At 65.7% G+C, this 24,084-nt stretch carries 19 protein-coding genes; 6 read left to right on the top strand and 13 right to left on the bottom strand.

Translation table 11 applies throughout. The features are described from left to right. Positions 1 to 56: 56 nt before the first annotated feature. From H7687_RS00510 to H7687_RS00500, 3 genes are read left to right on the top strand one after another with little or no spacing between them, the layout of a single operon-like run. Positions 57 to 725: a cobalamin B12-binding domain-containing protein gene (locus H7687_RS00510; RefSeq protein WP_183344001.1), complete on the top strand. Its 669-nt coding sequence runs from the start codon at positions 57 to 59 to the stop codon at positions 723 to 725. Continuing rightward, on the top strand, positions 722 to 1,753 hold the full coding sequence (locus H7687_RS00505) for a uroporphyrinogen decarboxylase family protein (RefSeq protein ID WP_183343999.1): 1,032 nt from the start codon (positions 722 to 724) through the stop codon (positions 1,751 to 1,753). The genes H7687_RS00510 and H7687_RS00505 overlap by 4 nt, the downstream gene beginning before the upstream one ends. A gap of 2 nt (positions 1,754 to 1,755) precedes the next feature. Beyond that, on the top strand, positions 1,756 to 4,263 hold the full coding sequence (locus H7687_RS00500; protein ID WP_183343997.1) for a response regulator: 2,508 nt from the start codon (positions 1,756 to 1,758) through the stop codon (positions 4,261 to 4,263). 18 nt (positions 4,264 to 4,281) lie between these two features. Here H7687_RS00500 and H7687_RS00495 read toward each other — a convergent pair whose 3' ends face one another. The 10 genes from H7687_RS00495 to radA form a co-directional block, all read right to left on the bottom strand. Continuing rightward, positions 4,282 to 5,628: a glutaredoxin family protein gene (locus tag H7687_RS00495; protein WP_246404478.1), complete on the bottom strand. Its 1,347-nt coding sequence runs from the start codon at positions 5,626 to 5,628 to the stop codon at positions 4,282 to 4,284. 45 nt (positions 5,629 to 5,673) lie between these two features. Further along, positions 5,674 to 6,678 (bottom strand): AI-2E family transporter, encoded by a 1,005-nt coding sequence (locus H7687_RS00490; RefSeq protein WP_183343995.1) that lies wholly within the window; start codon positions 6,676 to 6,678, stop codon positions 5,674 to 5,676. A gap of 133 nt (positions 6,679 to 6,811) precedes the next feature. Beyond that, positions 6,812 to 7,315 carry a thiol peroxidase gene (tpx, locus tag H7687_RS00485; protein ID WP_183343993.1) on the bottom strand — a complete coding sequence of 168 codons (504 nt, stop codon included), beginning with the start codon at positions 7,313 to 7,315 and terminating at the stop codon, positions 6,812 to 6,814. A gap of 190 nt (positions 7,316 to 7,505) precedes the next feature. Beyond that, the gene (locus H7687_RS00480; protein WP_246404475.1) at positions 7,506 to 9,671 is read right to left on the bottom strand and encodes a putative bifunctional diguanylate cyclase/phosphodiesterase; all 2,166 of its coding nucleotides are present in this window, start codon (positions 9,669 to 9,671) and stop codon (positions 7,506 to 7,508) included. A 2-nt stretch (positions 9,672 to 9,673) separates the two neighbouring features. Continuing rightward, complete coding sequence (locus tag H7687_RS00475; protein WP_183343991.1) at positions 9,674 to 12,514, bottom strand: response regulator; 2,841 nt, start codon at positions 12,512 to 12,514, stop codon at positions 9,674 to 9,676. A gap of 292 nt (positions 12,515 to 12,806) precedes the next feature. Next, positions 12,807 to 13,235 carry a bacteriohemerythrin gene (locus H7687_RS00470; RefSeq protein WP_183343989.1) on the bottom strand — a complete coding sequence of 143 codons (429 nt, stop codon included), beginning with the start codon at positions 13,233 to 13,235 and terminating at the stop codon, positions 12,807 to 12,809. A gap of 168 nt (positions 13,236 to 13,403) precedes the next feature. After that, the gene (locus H7687_RS00465; RefSeq protein WP_183343987.1) at positions 13,404 to 14,048 is read right to left on the bottom strand and encodes a flavodoxin family protein; all 645 of its coding nucleotides are present in this window, start codon (positions 14,046 to 14,048) and stop codon (positions 13,404 to 13,406) included. Positions 14,049 to 14,199: 151 nt separating this feature from the next. After that, positions 14,200 to 16,317 (bottom strand): GAF domain-containing sensor histidine kinase, encoded by a 2,118-nt coding sequence (locus H7687_RS00460; protein WP_246404474.1) that lies wholly within the window; start codon positions 16,315 to 16,317, stop codon positions 14,200 to 14,202. Positions 16,318 to 16,543: 226 nt separating this feature from the next. After that, on the bottom strand, positions 16,544 to 16,900 hold the full coding sequence (gene dksA, locus H7687_RS00455) for an RNA polymerase-binding protein DksA (protein ID WP_183343984.1): 357 nt from the start codon (positions 16,898 to 16,900) through the stop codon (positions 16,544 to 16,546). Between the two features lie 126 nt (positions 16,901 to 17,026). After that, positions 17,027 to 18,388 (bottom strand): DNA repair protein RadA, encoded by a 1,362-nt coding sequence (gene radA, locus H7687_RS00450; RefSeq protein ID WP_183343982.1) that lies wholly within the window; start codon positions 18,386 to 18,388, stop codon positions 17,027 to 17,029. A 177-nt stretch (positions 18,389 to 18,565) separates the two neighbouring features. On the opposite strand from radA, the gene H7687_RS00445 reads away from it, so the two are divergent. Beyond that, entirely contained in the window at positions 18,566 to 19,306 is a 741-nt protein-coding gene (locus H7687_RS00445; protein WP_183343980.1) for an HD-GYP domain-containing protein, read from the top strand. A gap of 4 nt (positions 19,307 to 19,310) precedes the next feature. On the opposite strand, the gene H7687_RS00440 is transcribed toward H7687_RS00445, so the two are convergent. Continuing rightward, positions 19,311 to 19,886 carry a HEAT repeat domain-containing protein gene (locus H7687_RS00440; protein WP_183343978.1) on the bottom strand — a complete coding sequence of 192 codons (576 nt, stop codon included), beginning with the start codon at positions 19,884 to 19,886 and terminating at the stop codon, positions 19,311 to 19,313. 89 nt (positions 19,887 to 19,975) lie between these two features. On the opposite strand from H7687_RS00440, the gene H7687_RS00435 reads away from it, so the two are divergent. Then, positions 19,976 to 20,287, top strand: a complete 312-nt coding sequence (locus H7687_RS00435; protein WP_183343976.1) for a hypothetical protein — start codon at positions 19,976 to 19,978, stop codon at positions 20,285 to 20,287. Between the two features lie 76 nt (positions 20,288 to 20,363). Beyond that, positions 20,364 to 21,344: a beta-ketoacyl-ACP synthase III gene (locus tag H7687_RS00430; protein ID WP_183343974.1), complete on the top strand. Its 981-nt coding sequence runs from the start codon at positions 20,364 to 20,366 to the stop codon at positions 21,342 to 21,344. 288 nt (positions 21,345 to 21,632) lie between these two features. On the opposite strand, the gene H7687_RS00425 is transcribed toward H7687_RS00430, so the two are convergent. Continuing rightward, positions 21,633 to 22,679 carry a chemotaxis protein CheR gene (locus H7687_RS00425; RefSeq protein ID WP_183343972.1) on the bottom strand — a complete coding sequence of 349 codons (1,047 nt, stop codon included), beginning with the start codon at positions 22,677 to 22,679 and terminating at the stop codon, positions 21,633 to 21,635. Positions 22,680 to 22,681: 2 nt separating this feature from the next. Then, positions 22,682 to 24,025 carry an MATE family efflux transporter gene (locus tag H7687_RS00420; RefSeq protein WP_183343970.1) on the bottom strand — a complete coding sequence of 448 codons (1,344 nt, stop codon included), beginning with the start codon at positions 24,023 to 24,025 and terminating at the stop codon, positions 22,682 to 22,684. Positions 24,026 to 24,084 lie beyond the last annotated feature (59 nt).

The following is a 24,084-nucleotide window of genomic DNA, read 5'->3' as shown; positions in this document are numbered from 1 at the left end:
TATTGACTGGATCTGCTTGTCGTCTAGGTACTACAAGTTGCTATCTGGAGAAATACATGGTCACCTCCTGCTATTCAGGTACCGCTGCCGACTGTCCGTACAGCTCTCCCGTGCTGCTGCTGGAATCCGCCCTGATCGGCATGGACCGGCGGGGCGTGCAGCGCATCCACGCCGATTCCGGCCTCTCCCCCTTGAGTTTCTGCGAACAGGTAATCGCACCGGCACTGACCGTCATCGGCGAGAAGTGGGATCGGGGCGAGCTCTCCCTGTCCCACGTCTACATGAGCGGGCGCCTGTGCGAGGAGTTCATGGAAGAGGTGCTCGGGGGACGCCTGGAATCGGCGCAGGAGCGCAGGCCGGTGGCGCTGGCGGTGCTGGAGGATTACCACCTGCTGGGCAAGCGCCTGGTGGGGTTCGTGCTCAAGGGGGCCGGGATCCCGTACCTCGATTACGGCACGGTGGGCGTGCAGGAGCTGGTCCGGCGCACGCAGCGTGACGGCGTCGGGGTGCTGCTCATCTCGGCGCTGATGCTCCCCTCGGCCCTCAAGGTGCGCGAGGTGCGCGACGCCCTGGACCGGCTCGGGATGGAGTGCCGCATCGTGGTGGGAGGGGCCCCGTTCCGCCTCGATCCGGCCCTGCACCGGGAGGTGGGGGCGGACGTAAGCTGCGACACGGCGTCGCAGGTGCTGCCCGCCCTGGCGCAGCTGTGGGAGGGCGAGTCATGACCGGCATGGAGCGCATCCTCACCACGGCGTCGCACCGGGAACCGGACCGGGTACCGCTCTTGTTGTTCCCCACCCTGCACGGCGCGCGCGAACTGGGGCTCACCATCGAGAACTATTTCTCCAAGGCGGAGCACGTGGTGCAGGGGCAGTTGCGCATGCTGGAGCGCTACGGCCACGACTGCGTCAACGGCTATTTCCACGTGGCGCTGGAAGCAGAAGCCTGGGGAGGCTGCACCATCTTCAGGGAGGACGGCCCCCCCAATGCCGGCCCCCCGCCGCTCACGGCGGACGCGATCGCGACGCTTGAGCCGCCCCGCATCGGCGACCAGCCGGGGCTCAGGCGGGTGCTGGAGGCGCAGCAGGCGCTGAGGCGTGCCGTGGGGGACGCGGTTCCGGTCCTGGGTGCCGTCATCTCCCCGTTCTCGCTTCCGGTACTGCAGCTGGGCTTCGAACGCTACCTCGACCTCATCTTCGACCGCCCCGAGCTGATGCAGCGGCTCATGGAGGTCAACGCCGCCTTCTGCGTCCAGTGGGCCAACGCCCAGGTGGCCGCCGGGGCCCACGCCGTCTCCTACATCGATCCCCTCGCTTCCCCGTTGATGATCGACCCGGCCCTGTACCGCAGGTTCGGCGCCCCCGTCGCCAAAAAGGTGATAGCGGCCATTGCCGCCCCCAGTGCCGTCCACCTCGCCTCCGGTCCCTGCCTTGCCGTGCTGGAGGACCTGGTCGATACCGGAGCGGTCATGGTCGGGGCGGGGGAGGAGGACCTCGCCACGGTCAAGGATGCCTGCCGCGGGCGGATCACGGTGGTCGGCAACCTCAACGGCATCCGCATGCGCTCCTGGGACGAGGCTGCCACCCTGGCTGCGGTCAGGGGGGCCATCGATGCTGCGGGATGCGGCGGCGGCTTCATCCTCTCGGACCAGCACGGCGAGATCCCCTGGCAGGTCCCCGAAACTACCCTGACCGTGATCGCCGATGCCGTGCGGGAATACGGCCGCTACCCGCTTCCCGGCGGGAGGGGGTGACCGTGGCCAGCGCGCGCATCTTCTGTTGCGAGGCCCTCGGGGAGGACGTGAAAAGCGCCCTGGCCGGCGGCTCCCTGGGCGCGGCGGAGTGCACCACCTTCGCGGGGTGCTGCGGCCGTCCCCCCCTTTGCTGGGACGACCTGCGTGGCCTGTGCGGCGGCGCCCCGGCCATCGTGGTCGGCGGCGAGTGCCTGGCACACCTGGGGGCGCCCCCCGACGACCTGCGCCGGGTGCAGCTGCTCAAGAAGCGGCACTGCGCCGCCCTCATCTGCGGCGACTACACTTTCGACAGGCTCACCGCTGCCGGCGGCTACCTGGTCACCCCGGGGTGGCTCAGCCGTTGGCGCTGCTACGTGGACGGCTGGGGCTTCGACCAGAGTACCGGGGCGGACTTCTTCGCGGAAAGCTGCGCCAGGATCACCCTGGTGGACACCGGGAGCTCGCCGGAGAGCCTGCGCTCGCTGCAGGAGTTCGGGGCCTTCGTGCAGCGGCCGGTGGAGACGGTCCCGGTGGGCTTGGAACTGCTGAGCCTGCAGCTGCAGAGGGCGCACGGCGAACTGGCGCGCAAAGATGACGGGGACGCCGCAGCCGCACCGGCCACGGACTACGCGCTTTTGCTCGATCTGCTCTCCCGGGTGTCCAGCAGCAGCGGGGAACAGCGGGTGGTCGAGGAGCTCCTCTCGCTGTTCGCCATGCTGTTCGGTGCGCGGGAGGCCGCCTTCATCCCGGGCAGCGGCGCGCCGCTGTACCGGCACGGCGAGGCGGTGACCGGGGACCGGACCCTGCGCCGGTTCGCCGCGGAGGTGCAGGGGAGTTTCGAGGTGGCGGCAGACGGCGCCGGGTTCCTGGTGCGCCTGAGCCACAACGGGCTGGTGGGGTGGCTGTGGGTCGGGCACTTCGCCCTGCCCCGGCACCTCGAGAGGTACCTGAACCTCGCCGTCAGTGCCGCCAACGTCTGCGCCATGGCCATCGTCTCGGCCCGCACCGTCTACCGCAACCTCAAGGAGAGCGAGGACAAGTACCGGCTGCTGTTCGAGAACATGGGCAACGGGTTCGCCCTCTTGAAGATGCTGCTGGGGCCCATGGGGGCCCCCGCCGACTTCCGCTTCGTCGAGGTCAACCCCGCCTTCGAGGCCTTCACCGGCCGCAGCGAGGAGGACCTGGTGGGGGGCACCATGCTGGAGCTGCTCCCGGATTTCGAGTCCTCCCAGCTGGAGAGCCTGGGACAGCTGGCCCGCGAGGGGACGCCGCTGTTCCTGGAGCGCTACTTCTTCAACGGCAAGTGGTGCCAGGTGTGGCTGTTCCGCCCCAAGCCGGGGTACTGCGGCATGATCATCAACGACATCACCAAGCAGCAGCTCCTGGAGGACAAGCTCAGGCAGGCCATCAAGATGGAATCGGTGGGGCGCCTGGCGGGAGGGGTGGCGCACGAGTTCAACAACATGCTCTCGGTCATCATCGGCTACACCGAGATGCTGGGGATGGAGTACCACAGCCACCGGCGCATCGCCGACAACCTGCACGAGATCTGCGAGGCCGCGCAGCGCTGCCGCGACCTCACCGCGCAGCTGCTGTGCTTCTCCCGCCAGCAGCTGGTCTCCCCGCAAACCATCGACGTCAACGAGGCATTTGGTGAGCTGGCGCGCAAGGTCTCATGCCTGGCCGGGCGGCGCACCAGGATGTCCCTGAAGCTGTGCCGGGAGTCGTGGCCGGTCCGGATCGACCCGGCCCAGCTGGAAGAGATCGTCGCCAACATCGTCAGTAACGCCGGTGCCGCCATGCCTGACGGCGGGGATCTGGTCATCGGCACCGAGAACGTGACGGTAGGGGAGGAGGTCTGCAGCGCCAACATCGATGCGGCGCCGGGGGAGTACCTGGAGATCGCCATCTCCGATTCCGGTCACGGCATGGATCCCGAGACCTGCCGGCGCGTCTTCGATCCCTTCTTCACCACGCGCGAGGTGGGCCAGGGGAGCGGTCTCGGCCTTGCCAGCGTCTACGGCATGGTGACCCAGAACGGCGGCTTCGTGACCGTGGAGAGCCAGCGGGGGGTGGGGACCACCTTCAAGGTCTGCCTGCCTCGCTTCCGGGAACGGGTCCCGGAGTTGAAGGCGGTCCCGGCGGGGCAGGCGACCGGTACGGTGCTGGTGCTCGAGGACGACGAGATCGTGGGGAAAATGACCCTCAAGATGCTGGAGCACATGGGGTATCGCGTGCTGCTGGCCGGGAATTCGAGCGAGGCGCTGGAGTTGTGCCGGGCGGACCACGGCATCGACCTGGTGCTTTCGGACGTGATGCTGCCGGGGGCGAACGGCAGGGAGGCGGTGGAAACCATCCTCGCCCTGCGCCCGGATGTGAAGATCATCTACATGTCGGGGTACGATGCGGAAACCCTGCTGGACAAGGGGGTGGACCGCGGCCGGGCCAACTTCATCCAGAAGCCCTTCGACATGGCGAGCCTGGGGGAGAAGATCAGGACCACCCTGGCCGGGGGCTTCGTTACCGGCTAGCCCCCCATCCTGTCCCCCTCATCGGCGCCCTGGTCGGAAGCAGAGCGCGAGCACCGCGGCGAGCGCCAGGGTCGCAGCGAGCAGAAGACCGGAGAGCGCTGGGTCGTTCAACAGCGCCGGGCGTATCAGCAGCACCCCCGCGAGCCCCAGCATCATCAGCCCCGATACCAGCTTCAGCACCCGCCCCTGCCACTCGGTCAGTTTTTTCCCCCCCAGCGTTGCCGTGAAAATCGCCACGATTGCGGCCAGCGGTAGTACGTAAACCAGGCAGTACAGGGCGAGGTAACCGTAGTACGCAGCCGTCGGGAGCCGGTGCAGCGTCAGGGCACGGGTGAAGACCATGGGGAAGCCAGCGGTGCACAGCAGCTCGTAGCTGTTGGCGGCCACAGCGAGGACGCCGGTCCCGGCAAGAAGCGCCGGAAGCGACTCCGCTTTCAGGAGCCGTCTCATGCGTGCAAAAAGGTCGGGCTTTTTCCCTTCGGGGATGCTGAGGGTGATCCCCTGCCGGAACAGGAAGAAGTCCTTCACGTTGACCAGGCCGATGACCAGCGCCAGGACCCCGGCGGCCGTGGTGACGACGGGAAGGGTGCCGGCCACCAGGAACAGGTTCAGCCAGGCCGCAAGGAACAGGAAGTACAAAAGCCCCGAGACGGCGACGAACACGCCTCCGATGAGAATCATGCGTGGTCGCGATCGGACGTGGATCAAGAGGCTCAAAAGGAAAAAGAGCACGAAGAAGGCGCAGGGGTTGAAGCTGTCCAAAGCGGCGATCACCAGGGTCAAGTAGGGGAGGGATCGGCGCGCATCGAGCTCTCCGACCCCGGGAATCGCGAGCCGTTCGGCGGCCCGGGGGGTGGCGGCGCGGGGTGGCACGCCATGCTGCGCACGATCCTGCAGGGCTTCCTTCACGGCGCTTTCCAGCTGTGCCGGGGTCTGCCGGGAGAACCCGCTGAAGTAGTGCGCCCCGATAATGAAGACCGGGACGCCGGTCGCCTCCCGACCCCTTTCCCTGGCCATCCGCATCAGACGCGGGATATTCTCGCGGTGCTGCAGCACTTCCCAGGATTCCACCCGAAGCTCGGGATACTTGCGCTGCAGCTGTTCCAGCAGCGGCTTCGCCTGGGCGCAATGCGGACACCCTTCGCCCCAGAAATAGTACAGGGTGGCGGCCGGGGAGGGCGTTGCGGCGAGACAATTGGAGGCGACGCAGAACAGGAGCAGGAGCAGGATAGCGGCGAGGTGCCAGGGAAAGAGGGGCACACGGCGCGGCGTGCGGGTGCGCAGGAGGCGGGGGCGCGAAGCCCCGCCGGCGCCCGAGTCGAAGCGGTGTGCCGCGAGGCGCTTTGTCTGCAGGTCGGCGGTCATGCCGGCAATGATACTATGCCCGCACCCTTTGGCCAGCTGTGCGGTTCACACCAGCCGGTAGGCCTTCAGTTCCGCCTTGAGCCAGGCGTAGACCACGGGGGCGGCGACCAGCCCCGCCACGCCGAAGATCGCTTCCATGACCAGCATGGCGGTCAGAAGCTCCCAGACGCTCGCCTTCACCTCGCTGCCCACGATGCGGGCGTTGGTGAAGTACTCCAGCTTGTGGATCAGTACCAGGAATGCGAGCGAGGCGACGCCGACCATGGGGGAGGCCCCGAGGCTGATCAGCACGATGGTGAAGTTGGAGATGAGGTTTCCCACCACCGGCAGCAGCCCGGCGATGAAGGTGAGCAGGATCAAGAGCGTCACCATGGGGAGGTAGACGCCGCACAGGGGGAGAATCACCGCCAGGTAGAGCGCGGTCAGGGCCGTGTTCAAAAGAGAGATCTTCACCTGGGCGAACACCACCTTGTCGAAGGCGCTGGCCAGGTTCAGGAGCCGGTCGTGCAGGTGCGAGGCGAGCGGCGGAAAGCCGGCGTCCCGGTTGAAGCGATGCAGGACCGCGAGGCTCCCCACCACCATGCCCAGTACCAGGTGGGCGAAGGTCTTCACCCCGGAGATGCCGACCGAGGAGATGTTCTTGCCGTGCTCGCGCAGCATGGTGACCACCTGCTCGCGCAGTTCGTCCACCGTGTCAGGCAAAAGCGCGGTCATCTCCTCGGGGAGGTTCCGCTTCAGGTTGTCCAGGGTCTCCGCAGCCGTCCCGAGCAGGTTGGACATGCCGTGGTGCCCGCGCAGGAAGGACCAAAGCCCCAGGCAGATCGCGGATACCAGGCCGATGACGAACAGGATGATCCCCGCCAGCGCCACCTTCTGGGTCAGCGTCCCCCAGCGCACCGGGAGCTTGAGCGCGAGCTTCGCCGTGAGCGCGTACACCGCCAGCCCGGCGAAAACCGCCGGCAGCAGGTGGAAGTGCAGCACCGTGAAGACGGCGAGCACCGCCAGCGCGTAGCTGATCTGCAGCGTGATGGGGATGGTTCTGGTTTCCATGACAACCCTTTTACTATCAACGCGTGCGCCCCGTCCAGAAAAATCAGGAAAGCGGCGGGGGGACGCGAGGGCAAAAAAAGGCGCCCGCGGCATTGGCTGCGGGCGCCTTTGGCGTTCACGGAGCGCTTCCGGACTAGCCCAGTTCCCTGGCCGCCGCCAGCACGGCCGCGTAGTCCGGTTCCTGGGTCACCTCGGGGACGAAGTGGATGTGGCGGATCACGTTCTTCTGGTCGATGACGAACACGGCGCGGGCCAAGAGCTTCAGTTCCTCGATCAGCACGCCGTAGGCCAGGGCGAAGGAGCGGTCGCGGTAGTCGGAGAGGGTGACCACCTTGTCGATCCCGGCGGCCCCGCACCACCTTTTCTGGGCGAAGGGGAGGTCGGCGCTGATGGTCAGGACGACCACGTTGCCGGGGAGTCCGGCCGCTTCCTGGTTGAAGCGCCTCGTCTCCGTGTCACAGACCGGCGTGTCCAGTGAAGGAACGGCGCTGATGATCTTCACTTTTCCCTCATAGTTGGCCAGGGTCACCTGGTTGAGAGAGTTGTCCACCACGGCGAAATTGGGAGCGGCATCCCCCACCTTCAGTTCCGGCCCCACCAGTGTCACCGGGTTTCCCTTGAAAGTAACTTTAGGCATAGTTCCTCCTATTGCAGGTTGAATTCTCGGGAAAGGGTAAGACATTTTCCGCGGATTGCAACTGTTCAACTGTTGCCTGATACAGAGGAGACCTGCGCGCCCGGGCGCCTCCGCTGGGGAAGGTTCTTCTTTGACGGGAGGGGGGACCAGGAGATGGAAAGGGGACAGGCACCTGCGGAGCCAGTCCCCTTTACGGCATGGGGAGCCCCTCGACCAGCAGGCGGGTGATCTCCTCCGGGGGGACCGGGCGGCAGAACAGGTACCCCTGCATGACGGGGCAGCCGTGCTCCAGGAGGAAGTTCATCTGCTCAGCGGTCTCGACCCCCTCGGCGATGATCTCCAGCCTCATGCTGGTGGCCATGGAGATGATGGCGGTGGTGATGGCCGCGCCGTCGGTATCCTTGGTCACGCCGGTGATGAAGGAGCGGTCTATCTTCAGGGTGTCGATGGGAAAGCGCCTGAGGTAGCTCAGCGAAGAGTAGCCGGTGCCGAAGTCGTCGATGGAGACCGTCACCCCCATAGCCTTCAACTCCGTCAGCGTGGCGGTCGCCTGCTCCACGTCCCGCATGATCACGCCTTCGGTCAGCTCCACCTCCAGGTGACGCCCCTCCAGGGCGAAGTTCTGCAGGCACTCGGCCACCATCTCCACCAGGCTCTTCTTGAGGAAGTGGCAGCCGGAGAGGTTGACCGCGACCCTGGGGGGGACGATCCCCTGGGCGAGCCAGGCGGCGACCTGGCGGCAGGCGGCATGGACCACCCACTCGTCGATCAGCATGATCTGGCCGCTCTCCTCGGCAAAGGGGATGAAGCTGGCGGGGGGGACGAAGCCCAGTTCCGGGCTCTGCCAGCGGATCAGCGCCTCCAGCCCCACGATGCTGCCGCTGCCGGCATCGATCTGCGGCTGGTAGTAGAGCACGAATTCCTCGTTGGCCAGCCCCTTCCTGAGCTGCCGCTCCAGCTGCAGCCTCTCGCAGGCGGCGTCGTTCAAGGCCTGCATGAAGAACTGGGCGTTGTTGCGCCCCTCCCGCTTGGCGTGGTACATGGCGGTGTCGGCGTTGCGCACCAGGGTCATGGCGTCCTCGCCGTCGTCGGGGAAGATGCTGATGCCGATGCTGGCGGAGACGCAGATCTCTCCCTCGTCCAGGAGGAAGGGGTCCGAAAGGAGCTGCAGGATCCGCTGCGAGGCGGCGATCACCCCGTTGCTGTCCTGGATGTCCTCCATGATGACGGTGAACTCGTCCCCCCCCAGCCGGGCCACCGGGGTCCCCTCCGTCGCCCCGATCCCCTGCCATACCGAGTCGTAGCCGCGGATGCAGTGCTTGAGGCGCTCGGACACTTCCCGGAGCAGGTTGTCCCCGACTGCGTGCCCCAGGGTGTCGTTGATCTCCTTGAAACGGTCCAGGTCCAGGAACAGGACCGCCACCTTCTTGCGGTATCGGCGCGCGAAGGTGAGGGCGCGCTCCAGCAGTTCGCCGAAAAGGACCCGGTTGGGGAGCCCGGTGATGCTGTCGTAGTAGGCGAGGGAGCGCACCTGGTCCTCGATGCGCTTTCTCTCGGTGATGTCCTGGATGGTGCCGGAGATGTAGACCACGCGCCCGCTGTCATCGGTGTCGACCTCCCCCTCGGTGTGGCAGTAGCGCTCGTCGCCCCGCGGGAGCACGATCTGGTGGTCCAGGCTGATCGGGCGCTGGAAGGCGCAGGCGTCCTCGAAGGCCTTGTTGAAGAGCTCCTTGTCCAGCGGATGGATGATGTTGAGAAAGGCCGCGTAGGAGGAGTCGAACCCGTTCGGGTCGACGGCGAAGATGTTGGCGATCTCCTGGGACCAGTAGAACTTGTCGTTGAGGACGTCCCACTCCCAGCTCCCCATGTGGGCGATGCGGTGCGCCTTGCTCAGGCGCGCCTCGCTCACCCTGAGGTCGCGCATGGCCTTGCTGGAGCGGAGCATGTAGCGGACCCGTTGCCGCAGGATGGCCCACTGAATGGGCTTGGTGGCGAAATCGGTGGCCCCGGCGTGGTAGGCCTGCTCGATGGCGCGGGTGTCGTCCAGGCCGGTCATCATGAGGACCGGTACGTCGCGGCCGGCGGCGAGGGCGCGCAGGGCGCGGCAGGTGGCAAAGCCGTCCATCTCCGGCATCATCACGTCGAGCAGGACGATGTCGGGCTGCAGCTGCCGGAACTGCTCCAGGGCCACGACCCCGTTCTCGGCCTCGGCCACGAAAAAACCCGCCTGCTCCAGGGCCGCCACGGCCAGGGCCCGTATCATCTCGTCGTCATCGACCACCAGCACCAGCTCGGGGCGCAGTTCGTTTGCGTCGTCGTTCAGCATGGCATCCATTTTCGCCGTCATCTCCTCCATGGTTATCCTCTCAGCTCCTGCACCGCGGCGAGGTACTCCACCGCCTTGCGGTGCTGCGCCTCGATCTGCTGCAGCAGCGCGTCGGCCCCTTTGAGGTCTCCCTCGACGGTCAGGAGCTCCAGCTGGCGACAGCTGTCGGAGAGTCCCAGGCATCCCAGCGAGGCGCTGCTCGATTTGAGGGTGTGGGCGGCCTGGCGCACCCCCTGCGGGTCCCCGGCGGACAGGCCCTGCCGCATCGACGCCACCAAAAGCGGGCTCGACTTCATGAACGAGCCGACCACCTTGGCCAGCAGGTCGGCCTTGCCCGGGAGCTGCAGCGCGCGGATGTCGTCCAAAACGGAGGGGTTGATGCCGCTGGTGTCGTTATCCGCCGCCGCCTCGCCGGCGGTGGTCGGTTCCCCCGCGCAGGTCAAGGGGGACAGGCACCTGGCGGAGCCAGTCTCGTGGTTGTCGCCGGCCTGCGGCCTGATCCAGCGCTGCAGCAGGGTAACCATCTGCGCCTGCGTGAAGGGCTTGGTCAGGTAGTCGTCCATGCCGGCGGCGAAGCACTGTTCACGGTCGCCGCGCATGGCGTGGGCGGTCAGGGCGATGATGGTGCGGTGTTTTCCCTCCGCCTTGTTCTCCCGCTCCCGGATGGCGCGGGTGGCGGCGTAGCCGTCCATGATCGGCATCTGGCAGTCCATGAAGATGAGGTCGAAATCGCACCGTGCCACGGCTTCCAGCGCTTCGGCGCCGTTGTTGGCCACGCTGACCCGGCAGCCGCAGGCCTCCAGCATCGCGGTCGCCACGTCCTGGTTCACCGGGTTGTCCTCCACCAGGAGCACCGCCGCCCCGAGCGCCACCGCGGATCCCTGTTCCGCGCCCGCCTGCGGTTGCGCCGCCCGGCTCATCCCCACCCCCAAAAGGTCCATGATGGCGTTGTAGAGCCGGGACTGGCGCACCGGCTTGCTGAGGTAGCAGCCGATGCCGGCCTTGATCGCTTCGCTCTCGTCGCCGTACTGGCCTACCGAGGTCACCATGAGCAGCCTGGTCGGGGCCAGTGCCGGGTCCGCCTTGATGGCCCGGGCCAGGTCGATGCCGTTCATCTCCGGCATCTGCATGTCCAGGATGGCGAAGTCGTAGGGCGCCGACTCCCGGGCCGCCCCGCGCATCAGTTCCAGCGCGGTCGCCCCGTTGTCCGCCATGTCGGCGTTGATCCCCCAGGCGTGCAGCTCGTGGTGCATGATGCTGAGGTTGGTCGAGTTGTCGTCGACGATGCAGGCCCGGTAGCCGGCAAGGGAGGTCCGGTCCGGGACCGTGCTGCGCTGCGACGCCTCGCGGCGCAGCTTCAGCGTGAAGTGGAAGGTCGAGCCGATGCCCAACTCGCTCTCCAGGCCGATCTCACCCCCCATGAGCCCGACCAGCTGGCGGGCGATGGTGAGCCCCAGCCCGGTCCCGCCGTACTTGCGGGTGGTCGAGTTGTCGGCCTGGGAGAACCCGTCGAAGATACGCTCCTTGCTGTCGGGGGGGATACCGATGCCGGTGTCGGCCACCTCGAGCCGTACCACGACCTCCTGGCCGCATTCCTCCGCCAGTGTCCCCCGGATCACCACCTCGCCCCGGTCGGTGAACTTCACCGCGTTCCCCACCAGGTTCATCAGGATCTGGTGCACCCGCACCTGGTCCCCCAGCAGCACCGGGGGGACGTCGTTTTCCACCAGGGCGACGATCTCGAGCCCCTTTCTGTGCGCCGTCTCGGCCAGCAGCTCGACCACGTCGGCCACCGTGTCCTGCAGGTTGAAGGCGGTCTCTTCCAGCTCCAGCTTGCCGGCCTCGATCTTGGAGAAGTCCAGGATGTCGTTGATGATGCTCAAGAGGGCCTCTCCGGAGCGGCGCACCGAGGAGACGAAGCGGTTTTGCTGTTCGTCCAGCCTGGTGGCCATGAGCAGTTCCGTCATCCCCAGCATCCCGTTCATCGGCGTGCGGATCTCGTGGCTCATGTTGGCGAGGAACTGGCTCTTGGCGCGGCTGGCGCTCTGCGCGGCCTCCATGGCCCGCTGCAGTTCGGCCACCGTCAGCTCCAGCTCCTGGGTTCGCTGCGCCACCTTCTGTTCCAGCTGGTCGCGATAGCTGGCGAGCTCGCGGTCGCGGGCCTGGATCTGCCCCAGCATCTCGTTGAAGCCTTCCATGAGGGCGCCCAGCTCGTCGTCGCTCCCCTTTTCGACCCGGACCGCGTAATCCTGGTCCCGGGACACCCCCTCCATGGTGCGCGCCAGCTGCACGATCGGCGCGGAGATGACCCCCTGCAGCCTCAGGGAAACCAGGTAGGAGCAGAACAGGCTCCCCAGCATCGCCAGCAGGGCGCCTGACAGGACCCAGATCAGCTTCGAGTTCACTTCGCGGTAGTCGGCGCGGATCACCACGGTTCCCAACTGCTGCCCCTCCAGCAGGATCCTGGAGCTGACCACCATGTCGCCGTCGACGTCCCAGAGGTCCCCTGCTGCCGCCTCCAGGGCCAGGGCTTTGGGCGACTTCGCCTGCGCTACCACCCCGGGGGCGCGATACCAGGCGAAAGGCTGCCAGTCCTCCGAGAGGACGTAGGCGTCGAGGATGTACTTCTTGTTTTCCAGGAATTGCAGCGTGCGCTGGGCGTCCTTGCTGTCCCCGAAGGCGAGGGCCGCTGAACTGTTGTGTCCGACGATGGAGGCGAGGGTGGAGAGTTCCTGGTGCATCCCGATGCGGGACAGGACGAAGGTGCCCACCACGAAGGTGAGCGAGACGAGCACCAGCGTGAAGCCGCTGGCGATCAGCAGGATCAGCATCAATTTTTTGCGAATCGGCAAGCGGCCGATCAGTTTCCGCATGGCTTCTACCCGTCTAAAGTGACCATTCTGGTCACCTCTGCTGCAATCAAAGACGTCCGGATTTTCACACACATCTAGCTACTGCAAGCGTATCGGAGCAGCGCTTGAGAACTTGAACCATTTCCGGCAGGGCGCCGGGCGGCGGTTTTCCGGTCCCCACCCCCTGGCCCCCTACCGCCGCAAGGGGAGGGGGGCAAAGGTTTCCGGGATTCTCTGCAGGGCCCGGTAAAGGGGGGCTGGTCATGCCTGCGCAGGACCAGAAGTGGCGGGCACAGAGGGAGTGACAGGGGGGTCAGTTCAGATCGATCACCACCGGCCTGCCTTCGTGAGCGGTGGCGTAGGCGCCCAATTCGAGATCCTTCTGAGAGATGTGCCTCACCAGCCAGTTCTTCAGGAAGGTGATGATTTCCAGGGAGATGGCGCTGGTGCCGGCCAGGAACTCCTTCTGGATCTCGCCTATCCTCGTGATGAAGTAGGCATGTTCTGCCAGGTGTTCCTCCGCTGCGGGAAACGCAACCTTCTCCATGAGCAGCTCTTCCTGGGCGAAGTGGTAGGTGGCATAATCGATCAGCTCATCAAGTACCGCTTCCAGGTTCTGCTTCGACTTTCTGTCACAGAACTCGTCGTACGTCTTGTTGAGCAGTTCCACCAGGTGTTCATGGTGCTGATCTATCATTTCGTGTCCAACTGCCAGGCTGCCGTCCCAAGTCACAATAGGCATAGTTCACCCTCCCCATCCAATGGTAATAGAATCACTATCGGTACCGGGACCGCGAAACTTGAATCAGACGTGCTGAAAGTCCTATGAGATTGACGGCAAAGGAAAAGGCGCCTGCATCAACAGATGCAGGCGCCTTTTTGGGTGCGGGTGCCGCTCCTTCGGGAAGGACTAGGGCGAAACCAGGCGTTGGCCGAGCTCGAAGGCCTTGCGGCAGTTCTCCGGGAAGAGCACGCTGTGCCTTTCCCGGCGCTGCTGGGGATCGAAGTAGTTGAAGACGTATTTGTCGTAGTCGTCGAACTGGACCGTTTCGTTGCAGCAGAGGGTTTCGCACTCGCCGAAGATCCGGCGCAGGTAGTTTTCGTTGCCGCCCATGTGGACCGCGTAGTTGGCCTCCTGCATGAGGGTTTCCGGCACGTTCATGGTGTAGATGAACGCGGTCCGGATCCTTCTCTCGAACAACGATGCCGGCGGCTGCGAGTAGACGAAGTACTGGAACAGGAGCCGTTCCAGGAAGGAGCAGATCTCCCCCGTCGCGCGGCCGAAGTACACCGGGGACCCGAGCACCAGCCCGTCGGCCTGGGCGATCTTTTCGAGGACCGGCGTCAGGCCGTCGCGCATGGCGCACTTGCCGTAGCTCTTGCCACCCTTGAGCTTGCAGGCAAAGCAGCTGGTGCACCCCTTGAAGTCGACGTCGTAGAGATGGATCAGCTCCGTCTCCGCCCCTTGGGCCGCCGCCCCGTCCAGGGCCTTTTGCAGCACCTGCGCCGTGTTCCACTGTTTCCTGGGGCTGCCGTTGATCCCGATAACTTTCACGTTGCCTCCTGGTCCGTAGATTTCTAAGCACCGCGCCGCACAGCGGACGGTGAGCTTTCGGGAGCATAGAACTTACGGGCGCTGGTGACAAGTACGAACCTTTTAGTGCCATAGTACCCGTGGTGATACCTTAGGCTGCTGCGATAGCGAATTACCAGTGCTTGGGCAGGACGATGCGGAACTCGGCGCCGAGGCCGGGGTGGTTGGTGACGTGGATCTTGCCGCCGTGGTTGGTGATGATCCGGTTGGCGATGGGGAGGCCCAGTCCGGTTCCGCTCACCTTGGTGGTGAAGAACGGGGTGAAGATGTTGTTCAGCTGCTCGAGCGGGATGCCGCCGCCGGTGTCGACGATCTTGACTGCGATGGCATCCTTGCCGTCCAGCTCAGCGGGGTGCACCTGGATCGAGAGCTGCCCCCCCGGCGCCATCGCCTCGAGGGAGTTCTGGATGATGTTGATAAACACCTGCTTCAACTGTTGGCAGTCACCCAGGAGGACCTGGCGCTGACGCGGAAACCTGGCGTTGATCTCGATCTGCTTTTCCTCGACGGTGGGTGCGGTGATGGCCAGACTTTCCTTGACGATGTCCACGATGTTGCAGCGGGTGTAGCAGATGGTGGTCTTCTTGGAGAAGAGCAGGATCTCGGAAAGGATCCCTTCCAGGCGCACCACTTCGCGCACGATCAGGTCGGCGCTGGCCCACTCGTCGCTTTCGGCGGGGAGCTTGCGCGCCAGGCGGCCGGCAAAGCCGCCGATGGAGACCAGCGGCCCCTTCAGCTCGTGGGCGATGCCGGCAGCCATCTCGCCGATGGCGGCCAGCCGCTCCTTCTGGAGCAGGTTCTCCTGGGCCTCGCTCAACTGGCGGTGCGCGTCCTCGATCCGGTTGTAGAGCATCGAGTTCTCGATCGCCATGCCGGCCTGGTTGGTGAAAAGCTGCAAAAAACGCAGGTGTTCCTGGGTGATGGGAGAAAGGGTGAGCGCGTTGTCCACCAGCACGACGCCGACGGTCTGGCCGTGGGCGATCAGGGGGGAGGCGGCCAGCGCGGTGCGTGATACCGCGGAGGCGTCGGAGCCGATACCCGTCTCTTCGGGGATGTAGATCAACCGCCTCTCGAGCACGGCCTGCGATGCGATGTTCAGGGTCGGGTCCAGCTCGAGCCGCTTTCCCTGCACCTGCCGGGAGAATTCGGACTCCCGCTGGGCCGCCATCTCGTCCTCGGTGATGTCCCAGCGGCTGGAGAGGAGGTCGTCGCCTCCCCCCGCCGGCATGGACAGGACCGGGGCGTTCTCCGAGGTGACCCCCAGCATCCCCACCAGCGACCCGGAACGTTCGTTGGCCAGGAACAGCATGGCCCGGTCGAAGAAGGGGGTGGGGCCGGAGGTCAGGGCGGTAAGGGTCAGGTGGATCAGCTTGTTCAGCTTGATGGTGGAGAGCATGGTGTTGCTCAGCCGGTACAGGAGGGACAACTCCTTCAGCTTCTTCTCGTTCTCGGTGTCGAAGCTGGCTACCCGCTCCTCGCAGATCGCCTCGGTGAGCGCACCGGCCACCAGCCGCGCCACCGTCTCGGCCAAGTCAGCCTGCCCGGCGCTCACCAGGTCGGCGCCGCCGAACAGCGTGAGCGCGCCGAGCTCCTGGCCGTTGCAGGTGAGCGGGGTGCACAGGGCGTAGCGGCACGCCCCCGGCAGGGCGAGCTTGTCGGTGCGGGTGGCGCCGGCGGCAAGGGTGCGCGCCGAGAGCCTCTGCTCGAATTCGAGCAGCGCGGTGAGCTCTCTCCTCGCGCTACTGTGGCACCCTTTGAACACCCGGCCCCGCACCCGTCCCTTGGCTGCCAGCCGGATCACGGCACAGCCGGCGACCCCTGACCCGGTGCAGAGCTTGACGACCTGCGGCAGCAGTGTGGCTGCCGGGGTGGGGGCCTCGATCAACCGCCCCAGCGACGAGATCAGCGCCAGGTCGCGGCGGGCCTTGTGGGCTTCCTGCTCGGCTGCCAGGCCGGACAGGGTGAGCGAGAAGATGGGGACCAATTGCCGGCAAAGCGCCACGCTTTCGGAGGGGAGCACGGGGTCGGGGCAGGCCAGGGCCAGGACCGCGGTCAGCCCGGTGCCGTCCAGAATGGGGATGGCGGCAAACTGGCCGGACTCGCCGCTGCCGCGCTCTTCCGGGTGCAGATCGACCGAGGTGCCGTAGACCTCGCGCAGGTCGGCGGCGGCGCGGCCGGCGCACCCTTGCCCGTAAGGGATCAGGCAGCTGCGGCTCGCTCCTGAAAGCACGGAAGAGAAGCATTCCGTGAGAGCGGGTTCTGAAGAATCGGGAAGAAACAGTGAGGCGGAGGCAATACCGGGGGCGCGGGCAGCCGTACGGAGCAGGCCGCGGAGCCGGCCCTGGTGCGAGCGGCCGGATGACTGGGCAACACGTAACGCTTGCTCCAGGAGGTTATTTCCCTTCCGGGCAGCCATGCGCACTCCGAAGGACCAACAACTCGTGGGATGGGGAGAACTAGCGGAACCTTTCTTTCTTTTCCTGCTCCATCTTGCAGTCGATGCAGAGGGTGGTCACCGGGCGGGCCTTGAGGCGCGCTTCGCTGATGTCCTCTTCGCACACCTCGCAGATGCCGAAGGTGCCTTGATCGATGCGGTTCAGCGCTTCCTGGATCTTGACGATCAGCTTGCGCTCGCGGTCCCGGATGCGCAGTTCGAAGGTGCGGTCCGATTCCTGGGTGGCACGGTCGGTCGGGTCAGGGAAGTTGGTCGTGTCGGAGTTCATCTCCATGACGGTCCGGCCGGCCTCTTCCAAGAGCGATCGTTTCTCTTCCTGCAGGATACCTCTGAAGTACTCGAGCTTTTCGGAATTCATGACACCTACCCTTTCTAATCAGTACGACATTAAAGAGGATTTTTCTAAATTAGTAAAGTGAAATTTTCCTCTTAACGAAAGACGGCGAAAAACGTAATCTGCGCTGCCCAGGCTCCCAAAGCGGCTCTAGATGGCGTCGAGGGCCTCGGCGAGGGAGGCGACCCCGACCACCTTCATACCGGCGATCTCCTTCTTGGGTGCGTTTCCCTTGGGGACGATGGCGCGGGTGAAACCGTGCTTCACCCCTTCCTTGAGCCGCGACTCGCCGTTGGAAACCGGGCGGATCTCCCCGGACAGCCCCACCTCCCCGAATACCAGCAGGTCCTGGGGAAGCACCGAATTGCGGAAGCTGGAGACGATGGCGAGCGCGACGGCCAGGTCGGCGCTGGTCTCCAGCACCCGGATACCGCCCACCACGTTGACAAAGACGTCCTGGTCGGAGAGCACCAGCCCCCCGTGCTTGGTGATCACGGCGAGGATCATGGCGATGCGGTTCTGGTCGAGGCCTATGCCGAGCCGGCGCGGCGAGCCGTACTGGGCCGACACCACCAGCGACTGGATCTCGACCAGCAGCGGCCTGGTCCCCTCCCAGAGCACGCTGATCAGGCTCCCCGGCGCCTCCGTCTCGGTGCGCGTCAGGAAGATGGCGGAAGGATTCTTCACCTCGCGCAGCCCCCGCTCGGTCATGGCGAAGACGCCGAGCTCGTTCACCGGGCCGAAGCGGTTCTTGGTGGTGCGCATGAGGCGGTAGCGGGCGTCCTCGGTGGAGGAGAGCATCACCTGGGTGTCGACCATGTGCGACAGGGTCATGGGGCCGGCCAGGGCCTGGTCCTTGGTGACGTGCCCGACCATGATCAGGACCACCCCGGAGGTCTTGGCGTAGCAGGTGAAGGCGGCTGCCGACTCGCGCACCTGGGACACTCCCCCCGGGGCCGCGTCGATTCCAGCCGATTGCATCACCTGGATCGAGTCGATGACCACCACCTCGGGGCGCACGCTGTCGGCTGCCTCCAGGACCCGCTCCACGGAGCTCTCGGCCAGCATCTTGACCCGGTCCAGCGGCAGCTGCAGCCTGCGGGCGCGCCCCGCGATCTGCTGCAGGGATTCCTCCCCCGAGACGTAAAGGACCCCCTTGCTGGCCGCGGCGTGACACATGGTCTGCAGCAGTATGGTGCTCTTGCCGGCGCCGGGGTCGCCGCCGATCAGGATCACGGAGCCGGGGACGAAACCTCCCCCCAAGACCCGGTCGAACTCTTCGCTGCCGCTGGAAAAGCGGGCTTCCTCGGTGCAGTTCACCTCGCCCAGCAGGGTCACCGCCGAGGTGGCTCCGGCGAAACCGTCGCGCCGGCCGGCACGGGGCTCGGCCCCCAGGCGCACCTCCTTGATGGTGCTCCACGCGTCGCAGGCGCTGCAGTGCCCCTGCCATTTGGGATAGTTCGCGCCACAGTCGGAGCAGACGTACCCGGTCTTCACCTTTACCTTTGCCATACCCCCCCAAGCCTCGCCGAGGGCGAGTGAAAAACTACGTAATCCTAAGCTTTTTGGTAAACAGTGTCAACACTGGCGCGCTGGCGTGCCCCGACCTCCATTCAGTTTGACAACGTTTCCCCGGCTAAGATAAAATCACTGCTTCGTTTTGACGGTTTGCCCGAACCAGGAGGCCCGGTGGCGATTGCCGACAACAAAAGAGGGACGTCACTCACGCCCAGTGAATTGGACCGCTTGTCCGCGCTCTGCCGCGACGCAGTGGGTGCACTGAGGGAGGTTTTCCAGGAGATCGGCAACGGCATCATCCCGCCTGCCGAACCCCTCATGGACCGGGTGCGCGCCCTGGCGGGGGGCGTCCTGAAGGACCCGGCGTCCCTGCTGCAGCTGGATCCCACCCGGGAGGACGACGGCTACACCTTCCGCCACAGCGTGAGCGTCGGGTTCCTTGCCCTGGCGCTGGCGGCGTCGCTTGGGCATGACGCCGAACAGGTGGCGCAGTGCGGGCTGGCGGGGTTTCTCCACGACATCGGCAAGACCAGGGTCGATCTGTGCATCCTGGACAAGCCGGGGAAACTGTCCGGCGACGAGGTGCTGGAGATGCAGAAGCACGCGGAGTACGGAGCCGAGATCGTGCGCGGCATGGCAGGGGTGCCGGCCAGCGTGGTCGAGGCGGTGCTCGCGCACCACGTGCGTTTCGACCGGACCGGCTATCCGGAGTCGGCGCGCACCCTCTGCCTCGGAATCCCGTGCGCCGTAGTCGCGGTGGCGGACTTCTACGATGCGACCACGACGCTGCGGACGTATCAGCGCCCGATGCTGCGGGACGAGGCGGTCGAGGCGCTCAGAAGGGCGCGCGGCACCGTGCTGGACGGCAGCATAGTGGAAGGGTTCCTGGAGCTTACCGACGGGGGAGTTTGACTGATCAGGGAAGCTGCGCCAGGGCCGTGGCTGCTGCGGCGCGGGTCTTGTCGAAGGGGGAGGAGAGGAGCTTGATGATGGCATCGGAGAGGGAGCTCCCCCCGATGCGGCCCAGGGCGAGGGCGGCTTCGGCATCCAGGATGCCGTCGTCGGCTTCGAGGAACGGGGCGAGTTTGGCTGCCAGGGAGGGGTTGCGGTAGCGTGACACGGCCTCGATGGCCAGTGCCCGAACGGTGACGGCAGGGTCCTGCAGCTTTTCCAGCAGCGTGGGGAGCGCACCGGGGCGGGCCAGTTCACCGAGAACCTTGACCGCGGCGCAGCGGATGTCTTCTTCGGGCCTTCCCGCGCAGTAGTAGAGGATCGGCAGCACCTTGTCGTCGCCGATCCGCCCCAGCGCGTAGATGGCGGCCACCTTGGTGGCCCGGTCCCCTCGCTTCAGGCGGTCGAAGACCTCCTCCAGGCTCTCCGCAGCCTCCAGGGCCTCCAGGGCGGTCGAGGCCGCCAGACGCACCTCCGGGTCCGGGTCCTTTAACAGCGGGATGATGGCGTCGCGCCTTTTGATGCGTTCGGCATGGTCCATAGCGATTGATAACTAACAAAATTCCGCCCGTCGCACAACACAATTTAATCAATCCGCGCCCAGCAGTGGGCGTGACAAGGAGATAATGGATGTCGAACAGGATCAAATGCATCGCACTTTCCGCCCTGGTGCTCCCCGGGCTGGGACAGCTGTACCGGGGGAGCCGTGTCAAGGGAGGCGTCATGCTCCTGCTCGACAACATTTTCCTGCTGGGCGGGCTCTTCGTCGGGCTCAGGAGCGCGGGAAAGCTGATGGCGGCCGGCAGGCAGGGGCTCACCCCGGAACAGGTGCTGGCGGCGATCCAAATGGATGCCCCTTACGTAAAATGGCTTTTGGGTGGATTCATGATCGTGTGGGCCTACGGAGTGGTCGATGCGGCATTTTCCAAAGGAGATAATTGACAAACGCTATTTTATTGTGAGATAAGGGTAGCGTTTCCCGGCGGTCCAAGCGGGAAGCAAGGGAGGCGCTCTCTACATGATACGTGCGGAAATCCTGGGGACCGGCGGCTACGTTCCGGCGCGGGTCGTCCCCAATGCTCACTTCGACTACCTGGTGGATGACGCTGACCAGTGGATCCACTCCCGGACCGGCATCCGGGAACGGCGCTTTGCGGCAGCGGAGGAAGCGACTTCCGATCTCGCCACCAGCGCCGCCCTCCTCGCCCTCGAAAATGCCGACGTCGATCCCCTCGAACTCGACTGCATCATCGTCGCCACTTCCACCCCCGACATGATCCTTCCCGCCACCGCCTGCATGGTGCAGAAGAACATCGGCGCCGCAAAGGCGTTCGCCTTCGACATGAACGCGGTCTGCAGCAGCTTCATCTACGGCGTGGAACTGGCGGACAACCTGATCCGTTCGGGAAAGTACCGCAAGGTGCTCCTGATCGGCGCCGACACCTATTCCAAGATCCTCGACATGGAGGACAAAACCACTGCGCCGCTGTTCGGCGATGGTGCCGGCGCGGTGATCCTGGGGGCGGGGCTGTCGGGCAAGGGAATCCAGCACTCCGTGATGCAAAGTGACGGCAACGGCTGGGAACTGATCCAGGTCCCCTCGTCCGGGTCGAGGAAGCCGATCAGCGCCGAGAGCATCGCGGCCAAGGAGAACACCTTCAAGATGGCCGGCAAAAGCGTGTTCACCTTCGCCACCGACGTCATCCCGCGCATCATCACCGACCTTGCCGAGCGCGGGGGCGTCAAACCGGAGGAGATCGACCACATCATCCCGCACCAGGCCAACGTGCGCATCATCGACTTCATCTCCAAAAAGACGGGGATCCCCAAGGAGAAATTCCTGCTCAACCTGGACCGGTACGGCAACACGGCTGCCGGGTCGGTGGGGCTTGCCCTGGACGAGAACCGGAGAAACGGCGTGATCAAGCCGGGGGAACTGGTGCTGATGATGGGGTTCGGCGGCGGGCTTTCCTGGGGAGGGGTGCTGTTCAGGGCTTAGAAGCAGATTGAGGTTGAGACTAAGATAAAGATTGAGGAAAAACAGAGATGACAAAAGGGGACGGGCCTGTCGGCACCGTCCCCTTTTTTTTGGGTTGGTGCTGTTCACACTCCCTCTCCCTCTGGGAGAGGGTCGGGGTGAGGGCGTCGGCAGTGGCAACTAACTTGCCCATGGCAGCACCCTCACCCGGCCTTCGGCCACCCTCTCCCGGAGGGCGAGGGGAACTTTGATCTCGTTCCCAAGGTCCACCTTGGGAACCAGGAAAATGTCGGGCTCCCTTTCCCTTTCTTAAGGCTTTATCGCTGCGATCCCCTCCGGAACCTCGATCGGTGTGAGACCCGCGGCGCGCAGGCTGGCGATGAGCGCCTCCCGCGGGACGCGCAGGCGCCAGCCGGCATGGAAACGGTCCGCGGCAAGGAGGAGCCCGCCGGGGGCAAGTCGGGCGGCAAGGCCGGCAAAGGCGGCCGCCAACTGCACCGGCTCGTGCAGCATCGGCCCGCCCAGCAGCCCGTTGCAGAGCACCAGGTGGTACGGCTCGCGCTCCGGCGCGGCGTCGACGCGGTCCAGGTAGAACTCCAGGGACGGCCCGCCGTCAACGCCCAGCACGGGTTGGACCCGGTTCCGGTACTCGCGCTCCCGCTCGGGATCGTGCGGGAAATGGAGATGAGCGGCGGCGAAGAGCTCGATCGGCTCCAGTGTCGAACCGTGCACCACGCTTGCGGCGCCAAGCCCCGCCTCCGCTACGAGCTGCGCCGCCTGGTAGGTTCCCTCGCCGCTGCCGCAGGCGGCATCGAGGACCCGGATCCCCTTTGAATGCCCCGCCTGCCCGCCCAGCCACCCGGCCAGCCACCGGTACTGCTCGCGGTAGCGGTCGAAGCCGCCGCCGAAGTGCTGTGGCAGCATCAGGGCGAACAGAAAGGCCGCACGCGCGTCGCCGTCCTCGGCGATCAGGCGCAGCATCGGAGCGGGATCGGGACTCCGCAGTCGCGGCGAGAGTTTCTGGAGCAGGTCGAGCCAGCTTGCCGAGCTGTACAGGTAGCTCCCGGGGAGCAGGGGGACGAAGCGACAACCACGGCGCAGGATCAGCTCGAACAGGGCACGGGGGCGGGCCAGGGGGAAGAGGGCTTCGGTGAGCCCCCGCATCTCGTTGCTGAGAGCGAGGCCGGGGGCCCACAGGGGAAGGGGGTAGCTGGCGGCGTAGCCGGCGAACTCCGACGAGAGCCGCTCGATGCGCCGCTCCAGGGCGGCGTCGAGCAGGGAACCGGGGATCAGGAGCCGTTCCAGCCGCAGCCGGATCTCGCTCGCGTCGGTGGTCGGGACGAAGGAAAGCTGCATGGTCAGATGATGACCTGGTGCAGGTCGCGACGCTGGTAGCGCCACCAGAAGGCGCCGGCGCGGAAGAACCAGTCGATCAGGAAGACGCCCCAGACGGCGTAAAGGGAAAGCTGCAGCGGGACGGCGGCGATGTAGGAGAGGAGCACCCGGATGCCCCACATGGACACCAGGGTGACCAGGAAGACGTAGTGGGTGTCGCCGGTGCCGCGCAGGCTGCCGGCGTAGACGAAGGAGATCGCCAGCGGCACCTGGGCGAAGGCGACCAGCCGCAGGAAGACGCTCCCCTTCTCGATCACCTGCGGGTCGTGGGTGAACAGGGCGATCAGGTGGTGCGGCAGGAAGAAGAAGAGCAGGGCCATGGCCCCCATGACCAGCACCGCCAGCCGGAGGGCCTCCGTGTGGCTCATGTGGGCGCGCCGGAGCTTCCTGGCGCCGATCGACTGCCCCATGAGCGTCGCCGCGGCGATCCCCATCCCGGCGCCAGGCATGAAAGAGAGCGATTCGATGGAGAGGCCGATCTGGTGGGCGGCGTAGGCGGCGGTGCCGAAACCGATGATGAACTTCGAGTAGAAGAGCTGGCCCGACTGCTGGGCCACGCGCTCCAGCGCCACGGGATAGCCGATGCCGATCACCTTCTTCAATAGCGCCAGGTCGGGGCGGCCGATCTTCAGGTATCCCTTCCTGAGCGCCTGGATCAGCAGGTAGCTGAAGCCGGCGGCCTCGGAGAAGTTGATGGCGTAGGCCGCCCCGAGCACGCCGTAGCGCGGGAAACCCAGGTAGCCGTAGATCAGGGGATAGGCGATGGCGACGTGCAGGACGTTCACCAGCAGGATCCCTTCCATCGGGGTGCGGGTGTTGCCGGTCCCCTGCATGATGGCGGAGAGGATGTTGAGCCCGGCGGTGAAGCCGAAATACAGGAAGACCAGGCGGATGTAGTCCGAGGCGTAGGCGAGCACGTCCGGGCTCGCCCCGAGAAAGACCGCGATGTCCCTCCCGAAGCCCATTCCCAGCAGGGTGGCCGCCACGGCGAGGAGCGCGCAGAAGAGGAGCGAGGCGAAGGCGGTCCTGCGCGCTTCCAGGCGCCGGCCGGCGCCCCAGAGATGGGCGATGACTACGTTGGCGCCGGTGGAGAAGCCCCAGAATACCGTCATGGTGACGAAGATGAGGAGTTGGCCGAGGCCGGTGGCGGCGATCGCCGCGGCCCCCAGCCCCCCCACCATGAAGATGTCCACGATGGAGACCAGGCGCTGGAACAGCGAGGAAAGGAGCACCGGCATCGACAGCGCCGCGACGTTACGACGGATGGAGACGCGCTTGGTGGATTTGTTGAAGGTGAGACGTTTCAAGAGATGGACAACCTTTAGACAAACAGGGATGAAGGGGATTAAAGGGATAATACCAAGCG

Origin of the sequence: Geomonas paludis (assembly GCF_014193585.1) — a bacterium.
Taxonomy (GTDB): Bacteria; Desulfobacterota; Desulfuromonadia; order Geobacterales; family Geobacteraceae; genus Geomonas; species Geomonas paludis.
This window is presented reverse-complemented; position numbering and strand designations above follow the sequence as displayed.

Bases quoted from the DNA above. Each gene is read 5' to 3' on its own strand.
- H7687_RS00510 (WP_183344001.1), top strand. From the start codon at position 57: ATGGTCACCTCCTGCTATTCAGGTACCGCTGCCGACTGTCCGTACAGC.
- H7687_RS00505 (WP_183343999.1), top strand. From the start codon at position 722: ATGACCGGCATGGAGCGCATCCTCACCACGGCGTCGCACCGGGAACCG.
- H7687_RS00495 (WP_246404478.1), bottom strand. From the start codon at position 5,628: ATGACCGCCGACCTGCAGACAAAGCGCCTCGCGGCACACCGCTTCGAC.
- H7687_RS00490 (WP_183343995.1), bottom strand. From the start codon at position 6,678: ATGGAAACCAGAACCATCCCCATCACGCTGCAGATCAGCTACGCGCTG.
- tpx (WP_183343993.1), bottom strand. From the start codon at position 7,315: ATGCCTAAAGTTACTTTCAAGGGAAACCCGGTGACACTGGTGGGGCCG.
- H7687_RS00480 (WP_246404475.1), bottom strand. From the start codon at position 9,671: ATGGAGGAGATGACGGCGAAAATGGATGCCATGCTGAACGACGACGCA.
- H7687_RS00475 (WP_183343991.1), bottom strand. From the start codon at position 12,514: ATGCGGAAACTGATCGGCCGCTTGCCGATTCGCAAAAAATTGATGCTG.
- H7687_RS00470 (WP_183343989.1), bottom strand. From the start codon at position 13,235: ATGCCTATTGTGACTTGGGACGGCAGCCTGGCAGTTGGACACGAAATG.
- dksA (WP_183343984.1), bottom strand. From the start codon at position 16,900: ATGAATTCCGAAAAGCTCGAGTACTTCAGAGGTATCCTGCAGGAAGAG.
- radA (WP_183343982.1), bottom strand. From the start codon at position 18,388: ATGGCAAAGGTAAAGGTGAAGACCGGGTACGTCTGCTCCGACTGTGGC.
- H7687_RS00440 (WP_183343978.1), bottom strand. From the start codon at position 19,886: ATGGACCATGCCGAACGCATCAAAAGGCGCGACGCCATCATCCCGCTG.
- H7687_RS00435 (WP_183343976.1), top strand. From the start codon at position 19,976: ATGTCGAACAGGATCAAATGCATCGCACTTTCCGCCCTGGTGCTCCCC.
- H7687_RS00430 (WP_183343974.1), top strand. From the start codon at position 20,364: ATGATACGTGCGGAAATCCTGGGGACCGGCGGCTACGTTCCGGCGCGG.
- H7687_RS00425 (WP_183343972.1), bottom strand. From the start codon at position 22,679: ATGCAGCTTTCCTTCGTCCCGACCACCGACGCGAGCGAGATCCGGCTG.